Origin of the sequence: Streptosporangium sp. NPDC006013 (assembly GCF_040614275.1) — a bacterium.
GTDB lineage: Bacteria > Actinomycetota > Actinomycetes > Streptosporangiales > Streptosporangiaceae > Streptosporangium.
In genome coordinates, this window is record NZ_JBEXUE010000001.1 from 44,223 (window position 1) to 58,967 (window position 14,745).

Here is a 14,745-nt window from a genome sequence, read left to right on the forward strand (position 1 = left end):
CGGAATCCGGCATGGACTTCAATGACGTCATGCAACGAATGACTGGATTGCTGGTTGGCGCGATCTTTGGCGCGGTCTTCGTCGTCGTCAACGCGCAGAGCCCGCTGAACGCCGTGACCGTGAATTTCCTGCGGGTGGCCGCCTGCCTGGGGGCCGCGGGTGTTGTCGCCATGTGGTTCGCCACAGCCAGGAAGGAAAAGCCCGCCGCGGGCCCGCGGCGGAACATGTTCGGCCGTGGCTACCTGATCGTCGTCGCTGCCGAGGCGGTCCTGCTCTTCGGCGGACTCCGGGTGCTCGCCGCCTGGGGACGTCCTGAGCAGACCAACGTGGCCTGGGTGGCGTTCGTGGTCGGTGTGCACTTCATCGCGTTGGCGCCTGTCTGGAAGGACCGGGGCATCGCCGTACCCGGTGTGGTTCTCACCCTGCTCGGTGTCGCCGGTCTCGTTCTGGCGTCGACGGCCGCCGTCGCCTGGGTGCCGTTCGTCAGCGGTGTGCTGTCCGGGCTGGTGCTCCTGACCGGCGCCGCCACCTTCGGCCGGCGCGCCATGACAGCCCGGACGGCCTAGCCGGGCTGCCCGCTGCGGGATCGATCACGCAGCGGGCCGGGTGCTCACCTGGTCGGGACGAGCGGTTTTCGCGCACGGCCGGACCCGGCGTTGGAGATCATCGGTCTGCCACCATGACGGATCAGGTCTCGAGGTCTGAACAGCGTGCGTGTTCCATCATGTTCGGTGCGGGGACTGCCCGGTGGGTGAGTCCGATGCCTTTGGAAGACGAACTGTATGGGGGCGTCATGGTCGACCGTCCTGACGGCTGGCGGATGCGTGACGGGCGGACGCTGGTCGCCGGGCCGGTGGAACCGTGGGACGCGGGTCCTCCCGGCCTCGATGAGATCTTCGGCGGTGAGCCCGCCGGCGCGGGTGGTGCGGGTGTCCGCACCCACTACGCGCTGGACGCCTCGGGAGCGGTGGACCGGGTGTACGACACCCGGGTGTTCTCGCTGGAGGACGAGTCGTACGTGACGACGTACCGGGTCGAGGGGGACGCGCTGTACGCGCACCACTTCGTCTACGACCACCGGCACGCCGAGGGGCGGCACGAACGATCGCTCGAATGCGCGGGGCTGATCCCGCTGGCTCCGGCACGGGTACCGCCGTTGGAACGGGTCCTGGTCGCGGTCGCCGAGCTGGCCGACCGCGAACGGGCCGAGGCCGCGGTCCGCAGGGGCGGGCTCGACGCGGTACGCGCGTCCTTAGCCTCGGCGCTGCCGGAGCACCCGGGGGACGGCGTGCTCCGGCTGGAGCTGACCCTGGAGGGGGAGCGGCCGGTCGTACGGCTGAGCGGAGGGCGCGTCCTGTGGCGGGCCACGACGGCGGAGCACACCCACCGGGAACTGCTGGCCCTGCTGCGGGCCGTCCTGCCCGCCAGGTACGGCGACGGCCCGGTCGAGCTCGTACCGTCGCCGGACATCGTCGACCACGGCTTCTGGGACCCCTGGAACTGACGACGACCCACCACTCTCCGTGGGCTTGGGGCATGGCACTGCCACACCTCGGACAGGCGTTCACGTCCTGAGACGAAAAGCCGTGTGCCGAATTCGGGTACCGGGCCGGCGCGAGGTCCTCATCCTCCGGCGATCACCGCCGGGGAGATTCACCGCGTGCGCGGCGTGAATCAGACGATCGGCCGGCGATGCATGCCGGACGCTCACGGAGGGTTTCCTACTCCCTGCCCCGGTCGCGTCCCACGCGATCAGCCGCTGCGTACGACCCGCACGGGTCCGAGAGCTCATCGTCCGTGACCGAGTGCTTCGGAACGGCTCCGGATCAGCAGTGACAGTGCGGGAAGTCCCCAGATCTGTTCCAGGATCTCCGGTCGCAGCACCGTGACGGGGGAGCCCTCCGCGACGAGCCGGCCTTCCCCGAGTAGCAGGCAGTGTTCCGCGCGCATCGCCGTGGCGAGGTCGTGTGTCGCCTGAACCACTGTGACGCCGCGGCTTTTCGCGTCGTCGAGAGCTTCGGAGATGCGCCGCTGGGCCTGGAGGTCGAGTCCTGCCGTCGGTTCGTCGAGCAGAAGCAGGTCCGACTCCTGCGCGAGCCCCTGTGCGACCAGGGCGCGCTGGCGCTGGCCTCCCGAGAGCGAGCCCAGTTGCCGACAGGCCAGGTCGAGAATGTCGAGGCGTGCCATGCATTCGTCGACAACCGACCAGTCGTGTTTCGACAGCCGTCTCCACGGACCCCGGTGTGCCCATCGCCCCATGGCCACGGCCTCCCGGACGGTGATCGGCAGGGTGTCGGAGACCGCGCTGCGCTGCATGACGAAGCCGGGCCGCTGTGCGTTCGTGCGTTCGACGGAGCCGGACACCGGGCGGATGACCTGGGCGAACACCCCCAAAAGGGTGGACTTTCCGCACCCGTTCGGACCGACGACGACCGTCATGCGGGAGCGGGGGAGCCGAGCCGTGAGCCCGTGCAGGACCGTCCGCCGTCCGTAACCGGCGGTGAGACCGTTGATCATGATCGCTGGTTCCTGCTGAGTGCGCACGGCGACACCTTCCACTTGAAATCGATAATGGTTTTCATTATATGGTGTTCGTCATGGAATGGTTGTTAGATCCCTTTGAGGTGTCCTTCGTACGGCAGGCACTCTGGGGTGGGATCCTCGTCTCCCTCATTTGCGCTCTGGCCGGAACGTGGGTGGTCCTGCGCGGCATGGCCTTCCTGGGCGACGCCATGTCTCACGGGATGCTTCCGGGAGTGGCGCTCGCCTCGCTGGCAGGCGGTGATCTTCTTCTCGGAGCCGCGCTCAGCGCGGGTGCGATGGTGCTCGGCGTGGCAGTGCTCGGCAGGTCGTCCCGGTTGTCACAGGACACGAGCATCGGCCTGCTCTTCGCGGGCATGCTCTCCCTGGGAGTGATCATCGTCTCGCACTCCCAGTCCTTCGCGGTTGACCTGACGGGCTTCCTCTTCGGTGACGTTCTCGCGGTTCGCCGGGAGGACCTGCTCCGTCTCGTCGTTGCGCTGCTCATCGCCGTCGCCGTCTCGGCGCTCGGCTACCGGCTCTTTGTCGCACTGTCCTTCGACTCGCGCAAAGCGCACACCCTGGGGCTGCGACCACGGCTGGCCCACGCCCTCCTGCTGGGGCTCGTCACACTCGCCGTCGTCGCCTCGTTCCACGTCGTCGGCACCCTCCTCGTCTTCGGCCTCCTCATCGCTCCACCGGCGGCGACGGTCCTGTGGGCGCGGCGGATACCGATGATCATGCTCGGTGCCGCACTGCTCGGCATCGGCTCGACAGCGGCCGGCCTGACCATCTCGTGGCACCTGGGCACGGCGGCGGGCGCGACGATCGCCGCGGTGGCCGTGTCGTTGTTCTTCCTGTCGGCGCTGGCCGCCCTCCTGCGGCACCGCCTGCCACGCTCCGGCCCGCCCGTCACCGTCGGCGGCGCCCACAAGAACGTCGAGTACTCGTCGTGATGCGGAGCAGGCAGCCCTTCACGGCGCTCGCCGTGACCGTCTGCGCGGGGACCCTGCTGGCCGGGTGCACCTCGGACGGCGAGAGCAAGGCCACGCCGGGGAGACAACAGGCGACTCCGCACGGCTACGTCGCAGGAGCGGAGGAGACCGCCGAGCCGCAGCCCCGTCTCGTCGTGGCCGACGGCGACACCGGGGCGGTGCACGTCCTCGACCTGATCACCGAGGAGGTCTTCGAGGTGGGCGTCGCCGAAGGCGTCGACGGCATCAGCGGGGACGGCCGCTTCGCCTACCTCACCACCAAGGGCAAGACGATGCACGTCATCGACGGTGGCGCCTGGACCGTCGACCACGGTGACCACTCCCACTACTACCGGGCCGGGACGCGCAACGTCGGCTCGGTCGAAGGGGGGCGCCCGGATGGGGTCAACAGCGATGTGGCCGTCACGGCTGTGTCCTTCGACAACGGTGCGGTGAACCTCCTTGATCGCGCCAAGCTCGAGAAGGGCGAGATCACCGAGATCGCCATGGCCGACGCGGGCGAGCACCGTGGCACCGTCGTCCCCTACCGGGAGCACCTGCTCATGCCGGCAGCCGGCACCGTGGAAGTGCGGACCAGGAGCGGCAGACCGGTCACCAGGATCGACGAACCCTGCCCGGAACCACGGGGAGAGGCCGTGACACGTCGCGGTGTCGTCTTCGGATGCGCCGACGGCGCTCTGCTGGTCATCGAGGACGGCGGCGAGTTCAGCGGGGAGAAGATCGGCTACCCCGAGAAGACGTCCGGGGATGACCGTGCCCGGGAGTTCAGCCATCGCCCCGGAAGCACGACACTGGCCGCGAAAGCCGGAGACAGGGGCGTCTGGGTGCTCGACGTCTCCGCCAGAAGGTGGGAACTCGTGGAAACCGGGCCCACGGTGGCTGTGAACGCCGTCGGCGACAGAGCACCCGTCCTCTCCCTGACGGCGGACGGCACGCTGCGTGCGTTCGATCCCAGATCCGGCAAGGAGACCGCCAGGACCAGGTTGCTCGCCCGGCCCCTGCCCGAATCCGGCGATGTGATCTCCCCGACCGTCCAGGTCGACACCAGCCGTGCCTATATCAACGACCCGGCCGCGAAAGCGGTCTACGAGATCGACTACAACGACGACCTGAGGCGCGCCCGCACGTTCAAGCTCGACTTCACCCCCGCGTACATGGTGGAGACGGGGCGGTGACCGAGGTGACTCCATGGTGCCAGGGTGCGCCGCGGCGTGCCGCCGTCGCCCTCGCGGCCGTCGTCTTCGGAGCGCTCGTCTCGCTGACGGGGTGTGCGGACACCGGCGGCCGGCGTTCCGGGGTGGTCGTCACCACGAACATCCTCGGAGACATCACCCGCAACGTCGTCGGCGGCGAGACCGGCGTGACCGTGCTGATGAAAACGGACTCCGATCCCCACTCCTTCGGAATCTCGGCTCGGCAGGCGGCCCAGATCGAGGATGCCGCGCTCATCGTGTACAACGGCCTCGGCCTTGAGGAGGGGGTTCTGCGCAACGTTCAGGCGGCGCGGGACGCCGGGGTGCCCACCCTCGCCGTGGGAGACGGAGTCGATCCGATCCGCTACACCGCCGACGACACGGCAGGGCAGCCCGACCCGCACTTCTGGACGGACCCGCGCCGGGTCTCCAGGGCCGTCGACCTGATCGCCGAACGAGTCATCGAAGAAGTCGACGGTGTCGACGCCGCGGCGATCCGGGCGAACGCAGTCGCGTATCGCGGAAAACTCGAAGAGCTCGACGCCTGGATGGGAAAACGGTTCGAGGTCATTCCGCCTGACCGGCGCAGTCTGGTGACCAACCACCATGTCTTCGGCTACTTCGCGGAGCGGTATGACTTCGAGGTCATCGGTGCCGTGATTCCGAGTGGTACGACACTCGCCTCCCCGAGTGCCGCGGATCTGAAATCGCTCGCGGACGCGATCCGCAGGGCCAAGGTGACGGCGGTTTTCGCCGACTCCGCACAGCCCGATCGCCTCGCACAGGTCCTGGCCTCGGAAGCCGGTCTGGACGTCCGGGTCATCGAGCTCTTCTCGGAGTCCCTGAGCAAGGAAGGGGGCGCTTCCACGTATGTGGAGATGATGCGCTCCAACACCGCGGCGATAGTGGACGGCCTCGGCAAAAGGTGAGGCGGATCCCTTCAGCACGTCAGCGGCAATGGCCGCGACGTCGCTTTCCGGAGCAACTCCATGTCCAGGAGTGAAGCCCTGTTCGTCGAACGATTTCTGTTCACCAAGATAGGAAGGTAACCAACCTGTGAATTCCTGGTCGCGAACCAAAAGAACGGCGGCACTTCCCGCACTGCTCGCCGCGGGACTCGTCCTGAGCGGCTGCGGATCGCAACAGTCCGCGGCGCCCCAGGAGAAGGCAGCCCGGGAGAAGGCGTCGCCGAGTGCTCCGGCGCCGGTCACGGCTCCGCTCGTCACGACCTACGACGGCGGTCTCTACGTCCTCGACGGGGAGACCCTCACTATCTCCAAGGACATCCCGCTGGCCGGTTTCAACCGGGTCAACCCGGCCGGTGACGACCGTCATGTGCTGGTCTCCACCTCGACCGGATTCCGTGTGCTCGACGCCTCCTCCTCCCAGCTGAAGGAGGAGGAGTTCAAAGGGGCGAAACCCGGTCACGTGGTACGGCACGCCGACAAGACGGTGCTCTTCTCCGATGGAACCGGGGAGGTCACCATCTTCGATCCGAAGGAACTCGGCAACGGCCTGCCCAGGGGTGAGGTCTACAAGACGGCCGCTCCCCATCACGGTGTCGCGATCGAGCTTGAGAACGGTGAACTCGTCATCACGCTCGGCACCGAGGAGAAACGGCTGGGAATCGCGGTCCTCGACAAGGACCGCAAGGAGATCGCTCGTAGCGAGAAGTGCCCCGGCGTGCACGGCGAAGCCACCGCGCGGGGCGAGATCGTCGTGATCGGCTGCGAGGACGGGGTCCTGCTCTACAAGGACAGCAAGATCAGCAAGATCGACAGTCCGGATGAATACGGGCGAATCGGCAATCAGGCGGGCTCCGAGCACTCGACGGTCGTCCTCGGCGACTACAAGAAGGATCCCGACGCCGAGCTGGAACGTCCCGAGCAGATCTCGCTCATCGACACCGAATCCGGTGAATTGAAGCTGGTGAACCTCGGCACGAGCTACACGTTCCGTTCTCTTGCCCGCGGACCACACGGTGAGGCACTCGTGCTGGGCACCGACGGGCAGATCCACGTTATCGACCCGGAGAAGGGCGAGGTCACGAAAACCATCAAGGTCATCGACCGGTGGGAGGAGCCGATGGAATGGCAGCAGCCCCGCCCGACGATCTTCGTGCGTGACCGGACGGCCTATGTGACCGATCCGGCCAGGAAGGAACTGCACTCGATCGACATCGAGTCGGGAGAGAGGCTGAGGACGGGAACGCTACCGGAATCTCCGAACGAACTCAGCGGGGTCATGCACTGATCCGGCCGGTCAATGGTGACCCCGGCACCCTGGACGTGCAGTTGAGGTGGAGTCCGAGTGCCATGGGCGGCTACCGGGCCGATGGCTCCGGCCATGCCTCGATGGCACTGCGGCTCGGTGCCCCTGACTCCAGGCGGGAGCCCGGTCACATCCGTGGCAGGGCTCCCGGTGGGGACAGGCAGCGCGTTCACGGCGGCCACGGGACCGGTCTCCGGCCCCGCGGCCGCGAGATGGCTCAGGTGGTCGGCATCACCATGGGGGTGCCGGTGACCGGGCCGGGGACGATGACGCAGGGCAGGTCGAAGACCTCCGAGATGAGCTTGGCGTCAACGATGTCGGCGGGGGCTCCCTCCGCGACGACGCGGCCGGCCTTCATCGCCACCAGGTGGTCGGCGAACCGGTGCCGTAGGCCGCCGATGGTGGAGAAGAACGCCCGCACCCCGGCGGCGATGGCCTCACGTCGCGTCATCGGCTCAGCATTGCCGAACACCAGCGTGGCGTCCTCGGCCGGCAACCGCACGAAGCCAGGAGGTGCACATGGCCGAAACCGGTCGGCGTTGTTGGCAGGACACGGCGGCGAAGCCGGCGGAGGAGCGGCGCTGGGCGGACCTGTGGGACCTGGTCCAGCGTCTGTGGAGGAGGGGCCTGGTGAGCGCCGGTCGCCGCCTGAGCGGATGATCGTCTAGGGGCATGTCGGCGGTGGGCGGTGGTCTCCGGGGCCGACGTGCCGTAGCCAGGTGTAGTCGACCGACCGCCGGGATCGCCGGAGAACTGGTCGTCACCGAGCACACCGTCAAGACGCACGTCGCCCGGCTGCTGGCCAAACTCGGTCTGCGCGACCGCGCCTAGGCCATCGTCTACGCCTACGAGTCGGCCTACGCCTGAAGCGGCAGGGGCGCCGCCCTGCTCGCCGGTGACGCCGTCGATTCGCTCGCGCAGCAGGTCGGCGTGGCTGTTGTGCCGGGCGTACTCCTCGATCATGTGGGCCAGGATCCAGCGGTGGGAGCAGTCCTCTCCGTGGCGTTTCCGCTTTCCGATGGCGTCCAGCGATACCTCGGCCGAGAGCTTGCGGGCGTGCTCGATCTCGGCCCGCCAGGTGGCGAAGGCCTCCTCGGCGGAGGCGGTGTCCACGTCGTTGAAGTCGGCGTCGGGGTCGTCGGTCTTGTAGAGAGGGGGACGTCCTCGTCGTTCAGCACGTGGCGGAACCAGACGCGCTCCACGTGTGCCATGTGGCGGATCAGGCTACACCATCGCAGGGTGAAACCAGACGGATCACCCCTCGCCGATAGCCGTAAGAGTTCAATGATCAGGAAGTCGCTGAAGACCTCGGGGTAGGCATCTCTGGGGCGCGGGATCGAGGGGGTGACGAACGACGAACTGAGCGGTCCCGGGAAGCAGCGGATCGGGGAGGGCAAGCGTTCCTAGAGTATGAACGCTGAGATATCGCGGCTGGCGAAATGGGCGTCCCCGGCGCGGGGTCTGCCCGCGGTCCCGGCTGAGGCTCTGCTGACGGCCCTCTACCGCAGCCACAGGCTCGACCTGATACGGCTCGCGGTACTCCTCGTCGGCGATCGGGAGACAGCCGAGGACATCGTTCAGGACGTGTTCGCCCGGTTGCACGGCCGCCGCCCTGAGACCCTCACGCTCGCCTACGTCAGAACATGTGTGCTCAACGGCTCCAGATCGGTGCTCAGACGACGGATGGTGGAGTCGCGCTGGACGGAGAGGGGCAAGGAGGCACTCGACTCGTCGGAGACGGACGTGCTGCTCGGGGAGTCGCGCCGGGAGGTGCTGGACGCGCTGGGCAGGCTGCCGAAGCGGCAGCGAGAGACTCTGGTGCTCCGCTACTACCTGGACCTGTCCGAGTCGGAGACGGCCCGGACCATGCGCGTCAGGGCGAGCACCGTCCGGTCCACGACCGCCAGGGCACTGGCAAGACTCCACCGCGAGCTGGGAGGCAACGCATGAGCAGGATCATCGAGGACCGGCTGCGCGACGCGATGGCCGCCAGGGCACGGACCGTGCAGGACGATGGTCCACCCCCGCCTCTCCCCGGACCGCGCCGCCTCCTGTGGGGGAGGTGGACGTTGCCGATCGCGGTCGCGGTGGCGACCGTTGCCGTAATGGCCGGAATCGGGGTGACCGTACGGGGCGGGGGGAGCGGACGACCGCCGGTGCTCGCGCCCGCGATAGCCCCCGCGCCGCCGTTTTATGTCGCGGCCGTGGTGACCTCCTCCACGGTCAAGACCAAGAACGCGACGCACACCAGCTCGACCCGAGGCCCGCTGGGCGTCTACGACAGCAGGACCGGTGAACGTACGGCGTGGTTGCCCGCGCTTGACCACAGCCAGGTCGCCGGACTCGGTGACGGCCGTACCTTCTTCGTGGCCGGGAGAGAGCGGGAGGGCGCCCCGCTGCGGTTCTACCGGATCACCCTGACATCGGACGGCGAGATCGGTGAGCGGGTCGCGCTGTCGCTCCCCGCCGATCTGCGAACCGAGACGCTTGATGTGCTGGCTGCCTCACCGGACGGGCGAAAGCTGGCGTACAGCGTCAGCAAGCCGGGGACCGACCGGATACGCGAGGTGCGAGTAGCGGATGTCGTGACCGGCGAGGTGCGTCGCTGGCGTACGGCCAAATCCGGCTTCATCTACCGGATGGCCTGGGTGGGAGGCGCCCGCACACTGGTGTTCTCCTGGCAGGGCCACGATCGGCCGTTCGGCCAGGAGGCGATGCTGCTCGACACCTCCGTCGCGGGCCGCGACCTGCTGTCCGCCAAGCCGGTCGACGGCGACACGACCTTCTTCGCCGCCAGGCCGGGCGGATCGAGCTTCGTCACCCAGGAAGGGGGGAGAAATGTGGAGGCTCCCTCCCTGGTCGAATTCTCAGTGACCACCGGTAGGCGAGTGCGCGCGTGGGTTCCCCAGGAGTGGTTCAAACCGGTGGCGTTCGACGCGTCGGGGCGGGTGCTGCTCGGTATCGTCCGAGGTGGGGCTCCTGCCCGGCTGGACGGTCAGCGGGTGACCCGGATCAAGACGCCCGAACTGCCGCAAGGGCAGGACGTAAGGCTGGAAACCACCTGGTAGGGGCATGGTGACGCGCGGTTTCCGTGTTCGGGCCGCCTGGCGGGTGAAGGTCAGGCGGCCGGCACCACCATCGGGGTGCCGGTCACCGGGTCGGGCACGACGATGCTCGGCAGGTCGAAGACCTCCTTGATGAGCGCGGCGTCGACGATGTCGGCGGGGGCTCCCTCCGCGACGACGCGGCCGGCCTTCATCGCCACCAGATGGTCGGCGAACCGGCAGGCCTGGTTGATGTCGTGCAGTACCGCGATGACCGTGCGCCCCTCGTCGCGCAGCCGCGCGAACAGCTTGAGCAGCTGGTACTGGTGGGTGATGTCGAGGAACGTGGTGGGCTCGTCGAGCAGCAGGTAGGGAGTCTCCTGGGCCAGCACCATCGCGACCCAGACGCGCTGGCGCTGGCCTCCGGACAGCTCCTCGACGCCCCGCTCGGCCAGTTCCGCGACGCCGGCCGCGGCCATGGCCTCCTGCACGGCCCGCTCGTCCTCGGCCGACCAGGTGGACAGCATCGACTGGTGCGGGTAGCGACCCCGGGCGACGAGCCGCCGCACCACGATGTTCTCCGGGGCGACCAGGCCCTGGGGCAGGAAGCCGATCTGCCTGGCGATGGCCTTGGGCCGGTAGCCGTTCACGTCGCGGCCGTCGAAGCCGACCGTACCGGCCGAGGGCCTGAGCAGCCGGACGAAGGAACGCAGCAGCGTCGACTTCCCACAGGCGTTGGCGCCGACGATGGCGGTGAACGCGCCGTCGGGCACGTCGAGGTTCACGTGCGCCGACACCACCCGCTCGCCGTAGCCGAGGGTGATGTCCTGGGCGGTCAGGCGCGCTGCCACGGTCGCCTCACTTCCTTGAAGAGCAGCCAGATGAGATAGCACCCGCCGATCGCGGTCGTCACGACACCGACCGGCAGCGCGACCGGCGCCAGCAGCAGTTGCGCGATGAGATCGGCGGCCAGTAGCAGCACCGCGCCGGTCAGCGCCGCGGGCACCAGGGGCACCCCGGCCTCGCCGGCGAGGCGGCGGCCGATCTGGGGGGCGGCGAGCGCGATGAACACGATCGGCCCGGCGACCGCCGTCACGGTGGCGGTGCAGCCGACGCCGACCAGCACGATCAGCAGCCGGAGGCGGCCCAGGCCCACGCCCGAGGTGACGGCGAGCTCGTCGCCGAGCGCGGCCTGGTGCATCGCCTGCGACAGCGTGACGAGCAGCAGCGCGAGCATGCCGATGACCAGGAACGGCAGGCGTACCTTGTCCCAGTCGACGCCGTTCAGCGAACCCGCGCTCCACCCGGTCGCGGCGATCGCGACATCGAGGTCGGCACGGAGCACGATCCAGGAGTTGACCGCGGTCAGGATGGCGTTCATCGCGATCCCGATGACGACCAGCCGCAGGCCGCTGAGCCCCGCGTCCAGCGACAGCAGGTAGATGGCCGCCGCGGTCAGCAGGCCGCCCGCCACCGAACTCACGGCGAGCTGCGCGGAGGTCCCGCTCAGCAGTGTGAGCGCGGCCAGTGCGCCGGTGTAGGCGCCCGCGTCCAGGCCGATGACGTCCGGGCTGCCGAGCGGGTTGCGGGTGAGGTTCTGGAAGATCGCCCCGGCCAGCCCCAGGGCGGCGCCGAAGACGAGCGCGGCGGCCACCCGGGGCAGCCGCCACTCCCGGATCACCAGGGCCGAGTCCCCATGACCGGCGAGCGCCGCGAACACCTCCGAGGGCGCGGCCCAGGAGGGGCCGTGGCTGAGGCCGAGGAAGGCCAGGGCCAGCGCGACGCCGGTGAGCACGAGCGACATCAGGATCGTCCGGCGTTCGATCCTGACCGAGCGGGAGCCCGCGCGCAGCACGACGGCGTTCACAGCGACGCCGCCCCGTAGCGCCGGACGACCCAGATGAGCACCGGGCCGCCGAGGAAGGCGGTGACGACGGCCACCGGGATCTCGCCCGTCGGCAGCAGCACGCGCGATCCGATGTCGGAGACCAGCAGCAGGATCGGGCCGAGCACCATCGTGTAGGCCATCAGCCACGGAATCGAGCCGGCGGCCAGCCGTCGGGCCAGGTGCGGAATCATGAGCCCCACGAAGGTGATCGGTCCGGCCACGGCCGTGGCGGCGCCGGCGAGCAGGGTGACGAGTACGAGGACGCCGAGCTTGGTCCGTGCGGTGTGACCGCCGAGCGTGTGGGCGACCTGGTCGCCCAGGACCATGGCGTTCAGCGGCCTGGCCATCGCCATGGCACAGACCAGGGCGATGCCGATCGCCAGCAGCGGGATGGTGTGCGACATCTGCTCGCGGCCGGCCAGCGCCCCGACGGACCAGAAGCGGAACCGGTCGAAGACGTCGGGAAGCATCAGGCGCATGCCGAGCGAGAGGCCCGCGAGTACCGAGCTGAGGGCGACGCCGGCCAGCACGAGCCGGAGCGGGGAGGTCCGGCCGACGGAGTAGACCAGGAGCACCGCGAGCACGGAGCCGGCGAACGCGAGCATCAGCTGCGCGAACTGTGACCCCGCGAGGCCGAGCGCGCCGCCCAGGTTGATGGCGAAACCGGCGCCGGCGGTCACCCCGAGGATGCCGGGTTCGGCCAGCGGGTTGCGGGTCAGCGTCTGGATCAGCGTGCCCGAGGCGCCGAGGGCGGCGCCGACGAGGATCCCGAGGATCGTGCGCGGCACCCGGACATCGCGGACGATCAGATGATCGTCACTGCCGGCGTAGTCGGCGAAGGCACGCCAGATCTCGGCCGGTGCGATCGCGCGCGTTCCGACACTCACGCCGGCCACCGCCACCACAACGAGCAGCGCGAGGGCCGCGAGGAGGATCGCGGCCCGCGCCGGTAGATCAGTCCTCAAGCCCGGCAACTCCGCGCTTCCAGTATCCGGTGAACAGCGAGTCGAGCCGTCCCGCGCTCCACGAGCGCAGCGGCTTGATGTCGCCCGCCTCCCCGGCCGCGAACAGGAAGGTCCGCTCCTCGGGCAGGGGCAGGGAGCGCACCGTCTCCGCGAGTGAGGAGCGGGTGCCCTCGCGGACCAGCCAGACGACCTGCACCCCTTCGCGCGCCGCGAGCGGGTAGGCGTGCTCGGCGGCGGCGTCGGTCTCGATCACCACCTGGGCCGAGACGTCGGCCGGGGACTCCTCCAGCCAGCGCGCGACCGCGGGCAGCGCGGTGGCGTCGACCGCGAAGACGTAGTGGCCGTAGTTGTGGGGGAACGCCTTGGCCCCCGGCGGACCGGCGATCGTGAGCTCGTCGCCCACCTCGGCGGCGACCGCCCACGCCGACGCGACCCCGCCCTGGTGGAGCACGAAGTCCAGGTCGAGCTCGCCGGCCTCGGCGTCGTACCGCCGCACCGTGTACTTGCGCGTCGTGGGTATCGGCCTCGGCCAGTCGAGCTCCAGGTGGTCGTTGGCGACCGGGGCGCGGCGGGTGCCGTCCGGGTCCGGGAAGACGATCTTGACGTGGTCGTCGGCCTGGTAGGTGTGGAACCCTTCGAGCCCGGGGCCGCCGACGGTCAGCCGGAGCAGGCGCGGGGTCACGTACTCACGCGCGAGCACCGAGACGGTGCGGACCCCGATCGGGTAGCCGATACGCGCGGTGCCGGTCCCGGACCGGTGGTGGGAGGCGACCCGGCCCCGCGGGTCGAGGCGGTCGATGCTCATCGGCTGAGCAGCGGCGCGAGCGCCTCGTCGATGGAGTCCAGCGCCTTGAGCGCCGAGCGGTACGTCGCCGCCTCGGTGTAGCGCAGCGGGAAGACGTTGCCGGCCTTGACCGCGGGCAGGTTCTTCCAGAGCTTGGAGTCGAGGACGTAGCGCACCGGCTCGCTCACCGAACCGTCGCTCTCCAGCGTGTACGTGACGGCGTCGGCCTCGGCGAGGCTCTCCGGCAGCTCCTCGATCGAGGGGTGCTCGCTGACGTCGAGCGCGTTGCCGCCCTTCTCCTTGACCTCGCCGTAGTAGGTCACGCCGATGTCGGAGGCGATGTTGGTGCCCCACGACCCGGCGAACTCGCGATGGAACGTTCCCTTGGCGATGTCGCCGTAGGCGCCGACGTGGCCGAACTTCACGCCGTCCAGAGCGCCCCGGTACTTCTCGGCGAGCTCGGCGGCCCTCTTCTCGTACGCCGCCTTGGCGGTCTCGAAGTCGCCGAGACGGCCCGCGGCGTCGGACTGGCGTCGCGACAGCTCGCGCCAGGCGGAGGGGACGGTCGGGCCGAGGACGACGACCGGGGCGATGGACTCCAGCCGCTTCATGTCGAGATCGGCGAGGGCCGGCTTCGGGACGCCGATGACGATCAGGTCGGGCTTGGCCTTGGCGACGGCCTCGTAGTTGGTCTCGGCGGCCGTCTCTCCGGCGACCTTTTCGAGGCCGTTGTACGTCGCCAGGTCCTCCTCGGTCATCATCGCCAGACCACGTCTCCAGCCGGAGATGCCGACCAGGGGGGTGTTGGCCTCGATGAGCGCCGGCACCGCGTACCCGGTCGCGACGACGCGCTTGGGGTCGGCGGGGATGGTGATCTCGCCGTTGTCGGCGGCGAAGACGCGGGTCTCGGGCGCCGCGGCGGCGGGCCCCTCGCCGGAATCGGTGGAACCGCAGCCGGCGACCAGGGCGAGGGTGAGGGCCAGAGCGCCGGCAAGGCGCCGGGGCTGTCGGGAGGACATGGGTGTGTTCCTTCGGGGTGTTTCAGAGCGGGAGAGTGGCCCGACCTCATGGTCAGGCGCTACTTA

General features: G+C 69.4%; 16 protein-coding genes and 2 pseudogenes. 10 read left to right on the top strand and 8 right to left on the bottom strand.

The window, feature by feature from the left end:
- Positions 1-29: 29 nt before the first annotated feature.
- A complete protein-coding gene (locus tag ABZ260_RS00205) occupies positions 30-566 on the top strand; it encodes a hypothetical protein (RefSeq protein ID WP_355610682.1) in 537 nt (178 codons plus the stop codon).
- Between the two features lie 227 nt (positions 567-793).
- Entirely contained in the window at positions 794-1,504 is a 711-nt protein-coding gene (locus ABZ260_RS00210) for a hypothetical protein (protein ID WP_355610685.1), read from the top strand.
- Positions 1,505-1,788: 284 nt separating this feature from the next.
- Here the strand turns inward: ABZ260_RS00210 and aztA are convergent, their stop codons facing one another.
- Complete coding sequence (gene aztA, locus ABZ260_RS00215) at positions 1,789-2,544, bottom strand: zinc ABC transporter ATP-binding protein AztA (protein ID WP_355610688.1); 756 nt, start codon at positions 2,542-2,544, stop codon at positions 1,789-1,791.
- 53 nt (positions 2,545-2,597) lie between these two features.
- Here aztA and aztB point away from each other — a divergent pair, with 53 nt between their 5' ends.
- The 4 genes from aztB to aztD all read left to right on the top strand — a co-directional run bounded on the left by aztB (position 2,598) and on the right by aztD (position 6,961).
- Positions 2,598-3,476 carry a zinc ABC transporter permease AztB gene (aztB, locus tag ABZ260_RS00220; RefSeq protein ID WP_355610691.1) on the top strand — a complete coding sequence of 293 codons (879 nt, stop codon included), beginning with the start codon at positions 2,598-2,600 and terminating at the stop codon, positions 3,474-3,476.
- Positions 3,476-4,690 carry a hypothetical protein gene (locus ABZ260_RS00225; RefSeq protein WP_355610694.1) on the top strand — a complete coding sequence of 405 codons (1,215 nt, stop codon included), beginning with the start codon at positions 3,476-3,478 and terminating at the stop codon, positions 4,688-4,690. Before aztB ends, ABZ260_RS00225 begins: the two co-directional genes overlap by 1 nt.
- Positions 4,687-5,637, top strand: a complete 951-nt coding sequence (gene aztC, locus ABZ260_RS00230) for a zinc ABC transporter substrate-binding protein AztC (RefSeq protein WP_355610697.1) — start codon at positions 4,687-4,689, stop codon at positions 5,635-5,637. Before ABZ260_RS00225 ends, aztC begins: the two co-directional genes overlap by 4 nt.
- Positions 5,638-5,764: 127 nt before the next feature.
- Complete coding sequence (aztD, locus tag ABZ260_RS00235) at positions 5,765-6,961, top strand: zinc metallochaperone AztD (RefSeq protein ID WP_355610700.1); 1,197 nt, start codon at positions 5,765-5,767, stop codon at positions 6,959-6,961.
- 235 nt (positions 6,962-7,196) lie between these two features.
- Here aztD and ABZ260_RS00240 read toward each other — a convergent pair whose 3' ends face one another.
- Positions 7,197-7,430 (bottom strand): hypothetical protein, encoded by a 234-nt coding sequence (locus tag ABZ260_RS00240; RefSeq protein ID WP_355610703.1) that lies wholly within the window; start codon positions 7,428-7,430, stop codon positions 7,197-7,199.
- 68 nt (positions 7,431-7,498) lie between these two features.
- On the opposite strand from ABZ260_RS00240, the gene ABZ260_RS00245 reads away from it, so the two are divergent.
- Positions 7,499-7,639, top strand: a complete 141-nt coding sequence (locus ABZ260_RS00245) for a hypothetical protein (RefSeq protein ID WP_355610706.1) — start codon at positions 7,499-7,501, stop codon at positions 7,637-7,639.
- 75 nt (positions 7,640-7,714) lie between these two features.
- A pseudogene (locus ABZ260_RS00250) lies at positions 7,715-7,810 on the top strand (LuxR C-terminal-related transcriptional regulator); the annotation flags it as partial.
- A 129-nt stretch (positions 7,811-7,939) separates the two neighbouring features.
- Here ABZ260_RS00250 and ABZ260_RS00255 read toward each other — a convergent pair.
- Positions 7,940-8,092, bottom strand: a pseudogene (locus ABZ260_RS00255) (DUF664 domain-containing protein); the annotation flags it as partial.
- Between the two features lie 297 nt (positions 8,093-8,389).
- Here ABZ260_RS00255 and ABZ260_RS00260 point away from each other — a divergent pair.
- Together ABZ260_RS00260 and ABZ260_RS00265 are read left to right on the top strand one after the other, a co-directional pair.
- Positions 8,390-8,929 carry a sigma-70 family RNA polymerase sigma factor gene (locus tag ABZ260_RS00260; protein ID WP_355610709.1) on the top strand — a complete coding sequence of 180 codons (540 nt, stop codon included), beginning with the start codon at positions 8,390-8,392 and terminating at the stop codon, positions 8,927-8,929.
- Positions 8,926-10,047 (top strand): hypothetical protein, encoded by a 1,122-nt coding sequence (locus ABZ260_RS00265; protein ID WP_355610711.1) that lies wholly within the window; start codon positions 8,926-8,928, stop codon positions 10,045-10,047. Before ABZ260_RS00260 ends, ABZ260_RS00265 begins: the two co-directional genes overlap by 4 nt.
- A 50-nt stretch (positions 10,048-10,097) precedes the next feature.
- On the opposite strand, the gene ABZ260_RS00270 is transcribed toward ABZ260_RS00265, so the two are convergent.
- The 5 genes from ABZ260_RS00270 to ABZ260_RS00290 are packed head-to-tail and all read right to left on the bottom strand — an operon-like array spanning position 10,098 to position 14,679.
- Positions 10,098-10,874, bottom strand: a complete 777-nt coding sequence (locus tag ABZ260_RS00270) for an ABC transporter ATP-binding protein (protein ID WP_355610714.1) — start codon at positions 10,872-10,874, stop codon at positions 10,098-10,100.
- Positions 10,859-11,890: an iron chelate uptake ABC transporter family permease subunit gene (locus tag ABZ260_RS00275; RefSeq protein WP_355610717.1), complete on the bottom strand. Its 1,032-nt coding sequence runs from the start codon at positions 11,888-11,890 to the stop codon at positions 10,859-10,861. Before ABZ260_RS00275 ends, ABZ260_RS00270 begins: the two co-directional genes overlap by 16 nt.
- Entirely contained in the window at positions 11,887-12,876 is a 990-nt protein-coding gene (locus ABZ260_RS00280; protein WP_355610720.1) for an iron chelate uptake ABC transporter family permease subunit, read from the bottom strand. Before ABZ260_RS00280 ends, ABZ260_RS00275 begins: the two co-directional genes overlap by 4 nt.
- On the bottom strand, positions 12,866-13,681 hold the full coding sequence (locus ABZ260_RS00285; RefSeq protein ID WP_355610723.1) for a siderophore-interacting protein: 816 nt from the start codon (positions 13,679-13,681) through the stop codon (positions 12,866-12,868). Before ABZ260_RS00285 ends, ABZ260_RS00280 begins: the two co-directional genes overlap by 11 nt.
- Entirely contained in the window at positions 13,678-14,679 is a 1,002-nt protein-coding gene (locus tag ABZ260_RS00290) for an ABC transporter substrate-binding protein (protein ID WP_355610726.1), read from the bottom strand. The genes ABZ260_RS00285 and ABZ260_RS00290 overlap by 4 nt, the downstream gene beginning before the upstream one ends.
- Positions 14,680-14,745 lie beyond the last annotated feature (66 nt).